Annotated in this window: 6 protein-coding genes; 5 read left to right on the top strand and 1 reads right to left on the bottom strand. The window is 55.1% G+C overall.

The genetic code is table 11. The annotated features are described in order from the left end of the window. Positions 1–828: 828 nt before the first annotated feature. On the bottom strand, positions 829–1,491 hold the full coding sequence (locus tag ACFFK0_RS14135) for a hypothetical protein (protein ID WP_377470893.1): 663 nt from the start codon (positions 1,489–1,491) through the stop codon (positions 829–831). 118 nt (positions 1,492–1,609) lie between these two features. Between ACFFK0_RS14135 and ACFFK0_RS14130 the strand changes: the two genes are divergently transcribed. The 5 genes from ACFFK0_RS14130 (at position 1,610) to ACFFK0_RS14110 (ending at position 15,226) form a co-directional block, all read left to right on the top strand. After that, entirely contained in the window at positions 1,610–2,572 is a 963-nt protein-coding gene (locus tag ACFFK0_RS14130; protein WP_377470892.1) for a helix-turn-helix transcriptional regulator, read from the top strand. A gap of 2 nt (positions 2,573–2,574) precedes the next feature. Beyond that, positions 2,575–2,862 (top strand): TfoX/Sxy family DNA transformation protein, encoded by a 288-nt coding sequence (locus ACFFK0_RS14125; protein ID WP_377470891.1) that lies wholly within the window; start codon positions 2,575–2,577, stop codon positions 2,860–2,862. A gap of 216 nt (positions 2,863–3,078) precedes the next feature. Continuing rightward, positions 3,079–3,762 carry a response regulator transcription factor gene (locus tag ACFFK0_RS14120; RefSeq protein WP_377470890.1) on the top strand — a complete coding sequence of 228 codons (684 nt, stop codon included), beginning with the start codon at positions 3,079–3,081 and terminating at the stop codon, positions 3,760–3,762. Between the two features lie 83 nt (positions 3,763–3,845). Further along, the gene (locus ACFFK0_RS14115; RefSeq protein ID WP_377470889.1) at positions 3,846–8,747 is read left to right on the top strand and encodes an Ig-like domain repeat protein; all 4,902 of its coding nucleotides are present in this window, start codon (positions 3,846–3,848) and stop codon (positions 8,745–8,747) included. A gap of 62 nt (positions 8,748–8,809) precedes the next feature. Further along, complete coding sequence (locus tag ACFFK0_RS14110) at positions 8,810–15,226, top strand: S-layer homology domain-containing protein (protein WP_377470888.1); 6,417 nt, start codon at positions 8,810–8,812, stop codon at positions 15,224–15,226. The last annotated feature ends 714 nt before the right edge of the window (positions 15,227–15,940 follow it).

The raw sequence follows: 15,940 nt of genomic DNA, 5'->3' as shown, positions 1-15,940 counted from the left end.
CCTGTTAGATTCCATATTGAATTCTCTTAACGGAGATGTCCAGATTTAATTCTAGCAGCAAAGTTCATCTTAAATTCAAGAAATACAGCCGTTTTGACGAAAATGTATCAATGTAAGCGGAGTCATTCCTGCTAACTTTCACAAATTTCTCTCATGTAAGCGTAACAATTCCCGCTAGTTAGCGCGGCCTCACTCTGTTAAATCTTTTGCTCGTCCTTAGCATCAATCCGAGTGGTCCGCCACCGCCGTCCGTCACCTTGCCGCCCCCCCACGACTCGGCACATGTCACCAGTTACTAGTATTTCGCATCACTAGTCGAACGTGAACAATACCAGCAGTCTGCATCAATAGCTAAACGTATCCAGTACTAGTATATCTACACAACTAGCCACCCGCCATCCACAATCAGCACACCATCCACTATCAGCACGCCAATCGATATCCGCCACTTGCCAAGCACAACTACACATCTACCGCACACAAATAACGCACACAACTACCGCACACAACTACCGCACACAACTACCGCACACAACTACCGCACACAACTACCGCACACAAATACCGCACACAAATACCGCACACAAATACCGCACACAAATACCGCACACAAATACCGCACACAAATACCGCACGTCACTTCTCGTACGCCACTTCCTGCACGTCACCGACCACTCGTCAGCGACCACTCGTCAGCGACCACTCGTCACCGATCACTCGTCACTCACCACCCATGTTACCACCACCCATGTTACCACCACCCATGTTACCACCACCCATGTTACCACCACCCATGTTACCACCACCCACGTCACTTACCGCTCACCATCACCTCCCGGCCTTCGCCCCGTCGAGCAGCCGGCCCATCGGCTCGGCCATGAACATCCGTACGCTGCTTTCATCGATCATGCGGTGACATTCGGCCATGGCGCTGGACTGCTGGAGATCCCCGTACAGCTGCTCCGCTCCGGCCTTGTCCCGGTACTGCATGATCTCCAGCCACAGTCCCTCATCCAACGAACGGAACACGCTTCGGCTTACGAAAGCCGGCGAAAGCCGCATGGCTTCCTCCAGCTGCCGGCCTGCGCTTACAAACGTACCCAGATCCGCTTCCGGCTTCAGTTTGTACATGACAAGCTCAACGCAAGCCCCGCTCTCCGCATCATGCAGCAGCTCCACGACCCCGCCCGGCACCTCGTCAAAATGCTTCATCTCAACTGTACTCATGTCCAGCATCTCCATTAACGCCATAGCGTCCCCCAAGGTCGCGAACTGCTCCGCCGCCCGCTGCGCTTCTGCAAGGCCGGCCCATTCCACCAGATCGATCCACTGCTCCGTCTCCGGGACATACAATACCGTGCGCCCCTGCATGCCTTCCAAATTCTCCAGGGCTCGTTGAGACTGCCGGAGCGCAAGTTCAAACACCGGTCTCTCCACCCCGGCCTTCAGCTTGCTGACAACGAACTCCAACGCGAGTTTCTTCATTCTCATACGAAAACTCCTCCTCCAATTAGGTGATGCTCGTGCTACAATGCAAGCATAATCGCTAATAGTGACAACTATTGGCACTATTGTATGAGAAAATCCGCATAGAAGGAGGTCGCCCGTAATGCACAAGGCACAGCGACTCATTCAGCTCATCATGCTGGTCAACGAGAAGAAAGCATTCACTGTCGCCGAGCTCGCCCGCGAATGCGGCGTATCGCGCAGAACGATGCTGCGCGATTTAATGGAGTTAAGCGAGCTGGGCGTACCGCTGTATTCCGAAGTCGGCGCGGCCGGCGGCTACCGTGTGCTCAAGGAAACCGTGCTGCCGCCAATCTCATTCACGGAGAGCGAGGCGCTGGCGATGTTCTTTGCCGCCCAATCGCTCCAAGGGTACACGTCACTGCCGTTTGAGAACGAGGCGGAAAGTGCGCTTGCGAAATTTTACCGGCATCTGCCTACCCATATCAGGGTGCGCATCGACCGTATGAAGCAAAGACTGCTCTTTTACGTTCCTACGAGACCGGTACAGACTCCGTGCTTGTATGAGCTGTTGGAGGCGGCGCTCGAGCAGCGGACGGTCCGCATTCGCTACGCATCCGGCAAGGGCCAAGGAGAGCGGGTCATTGCGCCGGCGGGCCTATATGCGATGAACGGCTTATGGTATTGCCAGGCTTATCATTACGATTCCGAAAGCTATCGCGTGTACCGGGCCGACCGCGTGCTTCACGTAGAGCGCAGCGAGCCGCCCGGACCGGTCCCGGAGCATGTGCCGCCTATAGACAAGTGGCCAACGCTTCCTGCCGACGAAGGCCCCCGCCTGCCGCTTGAAGTATCGCTGACACGGGAGGGAGTGCGCCGTTGTCAAGCCGATCCATGGCTCGGACCCGCGCTGCACCTGCAGCCTGACGGCTCCGGGCGGGTGTCGGCACAGATGCCGGCGTCGTACTTGGCGTGGGCGGTCGGATTTTTCATGGGGCTGGGGATGGATGCGCACGTGCATGAGCCGAGGGAGCTGCGCTCTGCACTGGTGAAACAGCTAAAGCAGCTCGTGGATCAATACACAACCGTTGGAGGCGAAGCATAGTCATGGCAAACAATCGGATTCGCAACATAGGACCCGTCGGCATGGAGTGGTTGCGCGGCATCGGCATTCACTCGTTGGAAGATTTGGCGCTCGTCGGATCCGTCCAAGCTTACTTGCAATTGAAAGCCGCCAGACCGGGGGTAAGCATACTCGCCCTGTACGCGATGGAGGCCGCATTATGGAATCTGCATTGGAATGCGCTGCCTCCCGAGCTGAAGGATTCCCTGCATGAGCAGGTGGGCTACAGTCCTAAGAAGAATAAGAAAATTCGACTGGAGTCGCCGGACTGACCATATCCCCCGAATGGGGAATGTCTCTACAATTTACTTGATGGTAAAATTTATCCATATGAATAGAGGGAGGCGTCCGCTTGTACGGAACCTCTTTAATTCTGATCCTATGGACCTAAGAAAAATAAGTAAATTCGTCCAAAACCGACATATCTATGATACTATTAGTAATAATTATGCAAATTGCTAGGTAAATAGAAAGAGGCGGATCGGCAGGTGTCAGGATTGCGGAAGACGGTATTGCTGATCGAACATCAAACCGAAACCCAAACGGCCATCACCCGAGCTTTGGAGCAGCGGGGCTTCCGGATACGGCCGGCGGCGAACGGAGAGCAGGGCTGGGAGCTGTTCCGGGAGGAAAAGCCGGACTGCGTCATTCTGGAGATGATGCTGCCCGACAAGTCGGGTTTGGAGCTTTGCCGGGACATCCGAAGCGTCTCGAAGGTTCCGCTGCTTATGCTAAGTGCCCAAGACGATGCGGTGCAGGTGGTTCGTGCGCTGGAGCTCGGTGCGGACGATTGCATGACGAAGCCGATTGACCTGAACGTATTAGCCGCCAAAATCAAAGCGCTCCTTAGGCGAGCGTCGGGTGACCTGCTCCCAGCTGGAAGAGCGGGATTACGGATTGACTGCCCGGGGCGCGAAATTTATCGGGACGGCGTACCGGTCCCGCTGTATACGAAGGAGCGGCAGCTGCTCTTTTTTCTTATCGAGCATGAGAACCAAGTGTTCAGCGCTGAGCAGCTGTATACCCGTATCTGGGGAATGGAGCAAACCGGCGACGAGCGGGCCGTCAAAGTACATATCAGCAATCTGCGTAAGAAAATAGAGGACAATCCGTCGAATCCTGTCTTTATACAGACGGTTCGGGGCTTGGGATACAAATTTACCCAGCCGTGACGGAAATTTTCTTGAGCTTTTAAATAAAGTTTAACCTTGCTCACATATAATTCGACTGAGATCGAAAGCGACCGGGAGGTAATATGAAACAGATTGCTTCGTTTTTCCTAGCTGTACTAGTGCTTATGGCGGGTGTGATGCTGCCGGCGCCGACGGTGGTGCGGGCGGCGGAGGACCCTGCGTGGACGATTGACCCGAGCGGAATGGATGACACCCCGTGGCCGGCTAGTATCACGTTAAAGCCCGGCTCCGTAACCCCCGTGAATGGCGAGTACTTTTTCAAAGCCGGGGAAACGTTCAGCTTGCTCGTTGGATTTAAGGTTACCTACGATGATGGCAATCACGTATTTGATTCGAATGCTACGTGTCTTCAAGAGTCAACGATCGAAGGGGAGCTGGATGGTCAATCCAAGTTACTAATTATACCGGAGGATCCTTATAATGATTCGAATTTCAAGCCGGAATTTTTCTATACGGTACAGCCGACCGATGCAACCGGGCTACTTGTTGTCAAGAATGGTGTCAATCATTGCGGAGAAGGCGACCGGCTGTGGAATAGCAATACCAACTCTAAGATGATGGACGGTAGTTCTCCAAGCAATGAGTTGTACTTCCAGCATCTATACCCATACAAGATCTACATAGACAACTCCGCACCAGAAATCGCGTACGGCGGTGTGGAACTGGGCGGTTATAAGAAAGCTAGAAGCATTAAAATGACCGTTACCGACACCCCGAAGAAGGAAGCTGCGAAAGCATACGCGAAGTGGTCTACATCTTCTGCCACACCGGCCGATTTGGAAAACGAATCCAATCTCTTGCCGATCGAGCAGGAGGTTAACTACCCTGATCCCGGCGCATCGGGCACGTATTATTTGCATGTGAAGGCAACAGATGCTGCCGGTCATGTTACTTCTCACGTAATGGGACCGTATCCATACGACATCGATGCGCCAACCGTCTCGATGACGCCGAATTCCGGCTCTGCCCAAGCGAGCCACACGGTCAGTTACTCCATTAGCGACGCTCATTCCGGAGTCGACCTTAGCACGAAGAAGCCGACGTACCAGTGGTTTCTGGACGGCGGGGCAGTTGACGAAGCGAAAGTCTTAACCGCTTCTTCCGGAACGCTCACGACGCCAACAGATATTGAAGGCACTTATAAGCTTCGCATTACAGCCACCGACTTAGCGGGCAACACAACTACAGTAGATAGCGGTAATTATATCGTTGACAAAACAGCGCCTTCCATCACCTTCAACTCGGAAGGCAACGGTACGCCTGCAGCTGCGCGCCAGGTTATCGTGACGATGACCGAGGCCGCAGGGACGCTTGGTGCGGCTTTCTACAACTGGTCGACCAGCGCTTCGGCTCCTGCGGACAGCGACAGCGGCTGGCAGCAGCTGTTTGACGGCAGCGGCTCCAAGAAAAGCCATACGGCGACGGTAAACAGCCCGTCCAATATGACCGGCTCCTACTACTTGCATGTAAAGGCAACCGACAACTCAGGGAACAAAGGGACCAAATCATCAACTTCCAGCTTTGTGCTCGACAACACGAAACCGGACTTCACATTTACGAATCCGGCGACCGCATCTTATAGCCAGTCGGCATCCACCGGCTTTAACATTAAAGATCCCGATACTGTATCGGATAAGACAGCTTATTTAGTGAAATATCTCATTGATACGAATCCGACTTCGGACCAAAATGATGGAGCTTGGGCATCTACGCCGGCGAGCGGCGCGATTACGATCGACAACCGCACGGGGATCTTCTACCTCCATGCCAAGGTGTACGATCAAGCCGGTAACTGGGTCTACAAGGACGCAGGGCCTTACTACTTGGACAATACAAAACCGACGGGGACGATAGCGCCGGCCCAAACCCATACGAAAGAATCCAGTTTGACTGTGAACTTGACGGCAGCTGACGATAACAAGCCGACTTCGGTAAAAACGACCGTCGATCAAATGCGTTTCATGGTGGACGGCGGCTCCTGGACCGGTTGGGAGAGCTACGGCAGCACCAAGCAGATTTCTACGGCATCGCTAACGCAAGGCAGCCATAAGGTGTACGTACAATTCATGGATTCCGCCGGCAATATCAGCAGTACATATGAGACTAACTTCATCTATGACACAACCCCTCCGGCAGCCGGAGCTATTACGTACAGTCCAAGCGCGCGCACAAATCAGAACGTAACGGCGACCCTGCCGGTCACCGATAACTTCTCGTCTGCAGCCGATATTGTGGAAACGACGCAGGGGAAGTTTACTTATACTTTTACATCGAACGGCACCTATCAATTCCAGTTCCGGGACCAGGCGGGCAACACGGCGACGGCAACGGCAACGGTCAATTGGATCGATAAGACAGCTCCGGCCGTTACGTTCAGCGACGAAGGCACGCTCAGGCGGCAGAAGTCGGTTAGCTCCACGATCTCCGCTACCGATAATGTCAGCGCCGGAGATAAACTAACCTACGAATACGCTTGGTCGAAGAGCAGCTCGATTCAGCCGACAACCTGGAACCCGGCTCCGCCGGATCGTACGGTCACGCTGGCCGATACCGACGGCAGCTGGTTCTTATGGGCGCGGGTGACGGACGAGGTCGGCAACCGCACGGTAGTCTCCACGAGCAGCGCCAAGCCTTTTAAATTGGATAACACGGCGCCAACCGCGACCATCAGCTACAGTCCGGCGGGGAGAACGGCCGGAAAGGTGAAGGCGGAACTGCACCTTGTGAAGGATGCTGACGAAACTGTACTGATTACGAAACCGGATAACGGACTTCCGGAATACGAGTTCAGCGATAACGGCACTTTCGAGTTCGAATTCATCGATGAGGCGGGCAACACAGGCAAAGCTCTGGCTACTGTGACGAATATCGACCGTACGGCGCCGAGTGCAAACATTACCTACAATCCTTCGGGATATACGAATCAACCTGTAGAGGTGACCATCGACGGCGGCCCATCGCGAGGCGTCAGCCAGATTCAAGCTCCGGCGGATGCCGAGCTTGTCAGCCAGACGGTAACTAAGGCCGTCTATATGCTGCCGACGAACGGCGTCATCCGTTATCTTGTGACGGATTTGGATACGGGAATGACGCAAGAGGGTGAAGCGGAGGTCACAAAGATCGATAAGGAGGCACCAACCGCCGAACTTAGCTACGACATTACGGAGCAGACGAATCGGAATGTGACCGTGACGCTCGAAGCGAGCGACCCGCCTCGTGATGCGGTGACGGTGCTCAACAACGACGGCAGCTTCCAATACACCTTCACGGAGAACGGCACCTTTACGTTCCAGTTCCGCGACGATGCCGGCAACTTGGCGGAGAAGACGGCCACGGTCAATTACATCGACAAGGAAGTGCCGCAGCCGAAATTCATCTTGAGCGAAACGGACTGGACGAAGAACGATGTAACGGTCACGTTCGCTACCTATAACACGGAGAAATACCCGGTCATAGTAACCGACGCTGACGGCAATGTCTACAATCAATACACGTTTACCGCTAACGGGAGCAAGGAGTTTACATTTACGGACGCAGCGGGTAACAAGGCGAAGGCGACGGTAACGGTGAGCAACATCGACCGTGAGGCGCCGAAGGCGGAGCTGATCTACAGCGAGCGCGGCTGGACGAACCGGAATGTGACGGTCACCGTCTCACCGGCTGACGCTTCTCCGGTTACGGTTGTGAACAACAACGGCTCAAGCGCGTACACCTTCAGCGATAATGGCACCTTCACTTTCGTTCTCCGCGATGCGGCCGGCAACGAAGCGCAATATACGGCCGTCGTAGACCGCATCGATAAGACCGTGCCGACGGCAACAATCGAATACTCGACGTCGCAAGCAACCCGCGCCGATGTTCGGGTCCGTGTGGCGGCGAACGAACCGATCACGGTGATCGGCAACGACGGCAACACGTTCTACGACTTCACGTCAAACGGCTCATACACGTTCCGCATTAAGGACCGGGCGGGCAATGAAACGAGTGTACCGGCGTCGGTCAACTATATTGACCGCACCCCTCCGGTGCTGTCGCTGGAGTACAGCACGACGGCTTCGACGAAGAGCGACGTTGTCGTGAAGCTGAAAGCGTCCGAACCGATGCAAATTCTGAACAATAACCGTTCCGACCAATATGTGTTTCGTGAGAACGGAAAGTTCAAGTTTTATGTGCAGGACCTTGCCGGCAACACCGCGGAAATCGAAGCGGTCGTGAACAATATCGATAAGTCGACGGCGAAGGTCAATTACAAGTACAGCGAAACGGCGCCAACGAAAAATAACGTGACCGTCAAGCTCGAAGCGGACCGCGCCCTAACCTATACCGGCATCAGCGGCAATACCGTGACATTTACGGAAAACGGTACCCGTTGGCTGGAAGCGACGGATGCGCTCGGCAACGTCTATGTGCTTAAGGTGACCGTCGGCAACATTGACCGCGAAGCGCCGAAGCTTCGGTTCCTGAACGGCGATGACCTTCTCCTTCAGATCGGCTCGGCCGTCACGCCTGCAGCGGATGTGGAGGCGACGGACAATATCGACGGCAATGTGAACAACAAGCTGACGGTTACCCACAATATTCAGACCCAGCAGCCGGGAACGTACACGATTACGTATCGAGTGACGGATGCTGCAGGCAACACCGCAGTGGTAACCCGCAAAGCGGTCGTTGTCGCTCCGACCAGCTTCTCGGCTTACGTCAATTCGAAGGCGGCCGGTGAAGACGACTTGCTCGTGTATGGCAATAAGCTGCAAGTGCAGCTGTTCGGCGATCAAGGTAATAACGCCGTAAAATGGCTGCGAGGCTACAAGTCCATGGGAGACTTCAAGAAGGTACGAAGCCTCATTCCAAGCGACGGACTCCCGATTACGAACTACGGTTTTTACACGCTCCTGGTGGAGGATCAAGAGCGCCAAACGAAACTCATTCGCGTCTACGTTTTGCCGGCAGCCCCGGTACAGTAACGAAAGTGAGCATCAACCGATCAGCTGGTTGGTTGATGCTCTTTTTCATAGGAGAGTGACTCATGAACAACGCAAGAACCAGGAACCGAATAGGGAAGCAAATTATCGCCATTCTGCTGGTTGTCGCCTTGTGCTTGCCGATCGGCGGCAATCTGGTCTTTGCAGACAATATGGAGAGCGGCGAGCTGACGGTGAAGAACGATTTTTTAGGAGTCAGCGTCAACAAGCAGACAGGCCGCTTCAGCATCAAGACGGAGGCGGGGTCGCCTCACCGGGCGAACGACAACGGGAAGCCGCTTCTTTTCTTGGACGAAACGCCGGACACGTCGTTTACAACGTTCCGGATCGACGGCAAGGATTACATCTATGGGAACGGCTACGGCTTCCTCGGACTGAGCGGCGGATTTACGATGAGTCCGACGAATCCGAACGAGTTCATCAACCAATCGGTCTGGAAGGCCGAAGGCATCGAGATTATTCAGACGCTCACCATCGTTAACGACGATAAGAATCCGAACGTGGGCAACGTGAAAGTATCATATAAGGTTAAGAACACGACGAACAAAAATGTGGCCGTAGGCTCGCGGATCCTGCTCGATACGATGCTCGGACCGGTTGACGCCTCGCCGATTACCGTACCGGGGCGGCAGGATTATATCCGCACGGAGACGACATTGGAAGGCGCGAATTTGCCGTCTTATTGGAAAGCTGTCGACAATCCGACCAATCCTCGAATTATGTCCTACGGATTTTTGAATGGATGGGGCAACAAGGTGCCCAATCGGATGACGGTCGCTCACTGGAACGGAATTGCGGATACCAAGTGGGATTATACGCCGGACGCTTCGCTGGACTTTACGAGCAGTACGAACAAATTCGGGTCGGCCGACAGCGCCGTAGCCGTCTATTGGGACCCGAGCACGCTGATTCCGGGCGGGGAAGAAGTGTTCGAGACGTATTATGGTCTCGGCAGCTTCTTCACCTCGCAGAAGCAGGCCAAATATCAGCTGCAGATCAATGCGCCGAAGCAGCTGACGTTAAACGATAATCGCGACGGATACAAAGAGCAGTATTTTAACGTCACGGTGGATATCGATAATTCTATCGATAACGCGGAGACGCTCGAAGGCGTAACTGCGGTGCTGGGCCTTCCTGCCGAGCTGGAGCTGATGGTGGGCGAGCGGCGGACGGTCGATGTCGGCAAGCTCGAGGTCGGGCAGTCAAGAACCGTAACCTGGAAAGTGAAGGGCAAGCCGCAATTTGCTTACAAAGCGGCGCCGATTCAAGCTATTGTTCAGGCATCGGGCGGCGAGGAAAGCATTCAGGCCTCGTATATCGTTCTTCCGGCTTTGTCCGGCAAGCCGCCGGAGGTACAAGTGCTGGAGGCGCTTCCGAAGCGAATGTACATGAAGGACAAAGATCCGGTTCTGACGCTGCAGGGGAAGGGCTTCGATGCGCTCAGGGCAACGTCCGACTGGAACGTACGGGTGGTTCGCGACCGCGACGGCGCAGAAGTCGTCGTACCAACCGGAGACGTTACGATCCTGAACGACAAGCAGGTGCAGGTGCGTCTGAGCGATGACCTGTGGCCGCCGCTGAAGAACGAGCCGGGTGTGTACCGGGTGAAGCTTAGCGCCGGCGTATACGGCACGTTCGAGAAGAAGATCGAGCTCACCGAAGAAGAGAAGTATAAGTCCAGAAATTACGGCATCTTGCTCGTTGTCGGGGAAAATATTAGCCCTGAGCGGGACCGCCTCGATCAGCAGGGCCAAGAAACCTACTCGTTAGTGCCGGTGGAGAACGAAGAGAAGCTGAAGCAGCTTAAGGCTCAGTATGCCGGTTCATCGATGAAGGATGATAAGGTTGCGCTGCTTGAAATTCGCGGTTCAATCCGAACGATTGCCGGGGAAGACGGTATTTACGAGATCGGCAGCGGGGCGACGATCAACTCGGTCATTCGCTTTGACAGCTCCGACAAGATGGCGGCGTTGTTCGGCGAATCCTCTCAGAAGATGACGATTTCGAAGCATGCCGACGATAACGATCATGACGGGGATTTTATTGAGCTTAGCGGCAATGGTGTTCTCTCGATTCCGGGCTTCCCGTTTACCTTCGGACCGTTCGGCATCGAACTGGAGGACGGTACCCGGTATGCGCTCGATGCGAGCGAGGACAACGAGCAGGAGCCGATCGAGATCGAGTGGGAGGTGCTGAAGGGCTTATCGCTCGTGCAGCAAATGGGCTTCTTCAGCGTCGAGATGAAGAACGCGATCGTTCATGACCAGAGCGTATCGTTCGGCGGTTCGGTGTCAATGAGCTTTAATCCGGGGACGTCGAAGAAAAGCGGAGACACGACAGGACAGAATCCACCGACGAACCCGCCTGCCAATCCGCCGACGAATCCTCCGACCAACCCTCCCGCTGATGGAGAAGAAGACGAGGAGGAACCGGATGACTTCGGTCTGGGGCTTGCGCTGGACGAGGCGCGCTTCGGCTTGAGGGAGAAGACGGATCTGTTCGGCAAGGCCGGCACCTTCGGCTTCCTCGGCCTTCGTGCAGAGGGCAGTGCGGGACTTCCGAACGGCATGGTGCCGGGGCTTGATTTTGGCGCCACCGGGCGCGTTCTGCTTGATACATTCGATCGCAAATTCGAAATCGAAGCGGACGTAGAGTTCCAGGTTGTCGAAGTATATGGGTTGCTGACGCTTCGGTTCACAGAGAGCGGCGTGCCGATTCCGGACAATTTCGTCTTCTCGGTCGGCGCAGAGCCGGGCATTCCGCTTATTCCGGTAGCGCCGGTGGCCTATATCACCAAGGGCGGCGGCGGGTTCCGCAATATGTACGACACCTTGATGGGCAACTTTAATATTTTGCCTCCGCTGAAGCTTCAGATCATTGGCGGCCTCAGCATTGCAAAGGTCGTTACGGCGGATAACGTGACCATGGGATTGTCCATGCGCGGCTTGGAGTTTTCGGGAGAATTCGAGATTTTGCGGTTCAAGCTTCTGAAGGAAGTGTACGGCAGCTTGCTGCTCAAGGATTCGCTGAACAAGTTCGGCGCGACCATCACCGCGGGCGCCAAGCTGAGCGCGTTTGACGTCATTGAAGGCGAAGTGTACATTGTCTTCGACTTCGATAGCTCGCGAAGCGGATTATTCGGCCCGATTTACATGGCAGGCGGCGGCAGCGTAAGAGTCGTCATCCCAAGAAAAATCCCGCTTGTCGGTGGCTTGGAGCTTGCTTCGGCACAGGGCGAGATCAGCACCGAGAAGATTTGGGGCAAAGCCAAGATCATCGGTATTCCGATCGGGTTCCAATATGTATGGGGCGACAGCGCGCCGAGGATCGGTTCGAACGGACTGGTTGAGGGAGCGCTGCCGGAGCGGAACGGTCTCGGACAGAAGTATTACTTCAACGAAGACGGCGCTGTAGGCGGTATGATCGGCTTCGGCACGAACATTAAGCCGGTGTCCAGCTCGGCACTGCAGGCCTCGCCGGCCAAAGCCGATGGTCGTGCGGTCTCGATCCTGTCGGGAAGCCATACGTACGATATTCCGGTTCCATCCCAAGAGATTGCGCTGATGGAATTTACGTACGCTGGCGATGCGCCGCCGGTGCTTGAAGTGAAGGATCCTAACGGCAATGAATATAAGCTCGAAGAGAACGAGAACATGCTTGTACAAGTGATCGAAGCAGAAGAATCGGAGTCGGGCACGAAGGAGAAACGCGTCTTCGTATCGATTCAGCAGCCGATGGCCGGCGACTGGACCGTCACTTCCGACCAGCCGCTTGGCTGGTCACTGATGGACGTCGAAGTACCGCCGTCGCTGACAAGCGTGACCGCGGTGAAAACCGCAGATCGTGAAGTGAAAGTCAACTGGGTCGGCGACCATGCGACCGATGAGAAGGTGTCGCTGTTCATTGCGACCGATAATGAGAAAGATCCGGGCCGGCTGATCGCCAGCGATCTTGATGTCGCGGCTGGTACGGCAACCATTGCTTTACCGGAAGGATTGCCGAGCGGCTCCTACTACATCAAAGCTACGCTGTCCAAGGACGGCACGAACTATGACAGCCGTTACAGCACAGAAACGCTGGCAACCGTGAATCCGCTGCAGCCTGCTTCGCCGGGCGGCGTGAAGGCCGAACCGGCCGGCAACGGGGTATTCCAAGTGTCGTGGACGGCTCCGCAAGAGGTGGACGGCTACACGATCCAGCTTCTTGATCAGGACGGCAACGCGATGGATCAAGTGGGAACGGTCGACGTCGAAGCGACAGCTCTTAGCGCGAATGTCGGAGGTGTCATGGACTCGGTATACGGCGAGAAGGTCGGTTTAGTACCGGGAGCATCCTATAAAGTATCGATCGCGTCCTACGTCGATATCGGCGACAACGCACGACTGTACAGCGAGCCTGCCACGACCGATGCAGTTGCCTTGCCGGTGCCGAACCCGGCTGCCATCACGCTAGAGGCGCTCACCCCGACGGACGCGCCGATTACGAACACGTTCGGCGAGGGTGAAGGGCAGAAGACATGGCTGACGAACGAAAGCACGTTTAGGCTGAAGTTCGATGCGGATCAGGATGTGTCAACGATCGTTCATGTGAATAACCAACTTGTCGGCACGTTCACCGGCTCGGATTGGACGCAGTCCATTCCGCTTGAGGAAGGCACAAACCTCATCGACGTGTTCGCCAAGAATGCGGCAGGCGATACGACGTTGACCGGGCTGCGCGTGTTCTCGGACGTGACGAAGCCGGATCTGAAGATGGAGTCTCCAAGCATTGTCGGTGACGAAATGCTGGTGAAGGGCCAGACGGAGCCGGGCACGCTTGTCACCGTGAACGGGGAGGCCGTACAGCCTGAAGCGGACGGCAGGTTCAGCAAGCAGCTATCGATGGAAGGGAAGCTGATGAAGTCGCTGGAAGTGACTGCTAAGGACGGCGCCGGCAACGAGACCGTGTATACGACCGAAGCCATGAACAGCGTGCCGAATTCGTTTGAGCGGGTGGAGGTACGTCCTGTGGATCTGGCGGACGATGCGGCAAAGCCGGTGGATGCCATCTCGCTGCAAGAGGGCGAGACCAAGGCGCTGCAGCTCATCGGAATCGATGCCGACAACAAAGAATATGTGATCGATCCGGGAAGCATGAGCTGGAGTATTCTCGCCGGTGACCCGTATGGCTCCATCTCGGAGCAAGGCGTGGCGGAAGCGGGCAACGAGGGAGAATTTATTATTAAGGCTTCGTATTCCCTGTCGAATGAGTATGCGCTGGAGGATACGATTACGGTGAATGTGCTTAAATCTACGGGCACCGATCCAGGTGAAACACCGGTAGATCCTGAGCCTGGGGACTGGTATGTACCGCCAAGTGAGTCGGATAGCGATTCGGATGCTCAGGTAGACAGGGCAAACCAATTCATTGACCAGACGATGCAAAATATTCTCAAGCGATTAATCGAGGCTGAGCAGGACGTCAAGTTCCTGAAGTCCGCTCAGCTAGCACCGAATCAGAGCGCAACGATACCGATCGACGAACGGGCAACCATCAACATCCCGGCTCAGCCGCTGCAAAGCGATGTCGGCCTTGGCATCGGGACTGTCAGCAGTCCTGGCAAGTACGTGCCTGAGGGCTCCAAGCTGATCGGCTCCATCTACGAGTTCAAGTTTGATAAGCCTGTCAAGCTGACGAAGCCTGCGGAGCTTACGCTCAGGTTCTCGCTCGAAGAGATTCCGGATCCGGGCAAAGCCGCGGTGTACTGGTACAATGAGCGAACGAAGAAGTGGGAGTATTTTGGCGGTACGGTCAATCCTGCTGCGGGGACGATTACCGTTCAGCTGCCGCATTTCAGCAAGTACGCATTAATGGTCAACGACAGCTTGAAGGATTTCACAGATATGCGCGGCCGCTGGTCTGCCGCCTATGTGAACCGCCTTGTATCAGTTGGGGCGATCGACGGCGAAGCGACGAGCAGCGGGCCGGTGTTCCAGCCGGAGCGCGCGATTACGCGGCAAGAGTTCCTGAAGATCGTCGTGCAGGCTGTGGGAGCAAAGAAGACTTCCGCTGTATTGCCGAGCGATTATACCGATAAGGACCTGGTCGCATCGTGGGCGCTTTCGTCCATAGCGACGGCAGTTGCGAACAAGTGGGTGAACGGTACGCAGAAGGATAGCGGCGTATACATCGATCCTGCCGCCTCCATCACCCGTGCGGAAGCAATCGCCATCATTGGTCGGATTCTGAAAACGGAGGCTTCGGCAGGCAGCGGGTCCGCATCGCAGACGGCCGATAGCGCGGCATTCACCGATGCCTCTGCGATCCCGGCCTGGGCGAGCGAGCATGTGGCGGAGCTGTTGAGCCGCCGCATCCTCGAAGGCTACGAAGACGGCTCACTGCGGCCAGGGGCCTTGATTACCCGTGAAGAAGCGGCCAAAATGATCAGCAGCGTCATCGACGCGATTTACGAAGCGAAATAACCGGAACGGCAGTCCCGGCATGGTGAGTACCATGGCTCGGGGCTGCCGTTTTCTCATGCTTCTTCAGAGAGTATAAGTCTAACTAGCAATTTCAGTTGATTGCGATGCTGTGACGTTGAGCTGGAGGACAGGCAACGAGCATCTAGCACTACGGTTTTCCAACATTTCCGATGAAGGAGGAGCTCAATGGGGGGATCAAATGATTAAATGCAAAAACTGCAGGCATTTTGATCATTCCCCGGTAAACAGAGGCAAATGGCTGCGAATATACAGGCATCTTTGCTGCGAAGAGGCGGTCATGGTCTTTCTAACCTCAATAGCCTGCGTGTTCGCAGTAATCGAACGTATACATGAGGCTGTTTGAGAGATTCCTGTATTTAGGCAGGCTTTCCTGGTAGGAAATTGTTAGTTCTATTTTTCAGAGGGAATTGCTTCCGGTATTCGTAGTGGCATAATAAGAGGATAGGCCCAGCAGCTGTTCGATTGGCTGGAAGACGTAGTCGCAAGGAGCCGTTGTGTCGCACTGCATTTGGACTCAGGGGTTCAGAGGTATGATGCGCATCGGGTTTACCTAAATGGAAAAATGAGAATCGCCGGCCATCATTTTGATAAGACTTATTGATTGGCTTTAATGGCAGACGATCGATTCAATGGAGGCTGTCCCAAAAGTCATCGTAGATGACTGAGGGCAGCCTCTTTTCATTTTGTACAACA

The sequence above is a fragment of the Paenibacillus chartarius genome (assembly GCF_042432825.1).
GTDB lineage: Bacteria > Bacillota > Bacilli > Paenibacillales > NBRC-103111 > Gordoniibacillus > Gordoniibacillus chartarius.
This window is presented reverse-complemented; position numbering and strand designations above follow the sequence as displayed.

What these genes read in the sequence shown, in the direction of transcription:
- ACFFK0_RS14135 (WP_377470893.1), bottom strand. Translation starts at nt 1,491, where the DNA reads ATGAGAATGAAGAAACTCGCGTTGGAGTTCGTTGTCAGCAAGCTGAAG.
- ACFFK0_RS14125 (WP_377470891.1), top strand. Translation starts at nt 2,575, where the DNA reads ATGGCAAACAATCGGATTCGCAACATAGGACCCGTCGGCATGGAGTGG.
- ACFFK0_RS14110 (WP_377470888.1), top strand. Translation starts at nt 8,810, where the DNA reads ATGAACAACGCAAGAACCAGGAACCGAATAGGGAAGCAAATTATCGCC.
- ACFFK0_RS14115 (WP_377470889.1), top strand. Translation starts at nt 3,846, where the DNA reads ATGAAACAGATTGCTTCGTTTTTCCTAGCTGTACTAGTGCTTATGGCG.
- ACFFK0_RS14130 (WP_377470892.1), top strand. Translation starts at nt 1,610, where the DNA reads ATGCACAAGGCACAGCGACTCATTCAGCTCATCATGCTGGTCAACGAG.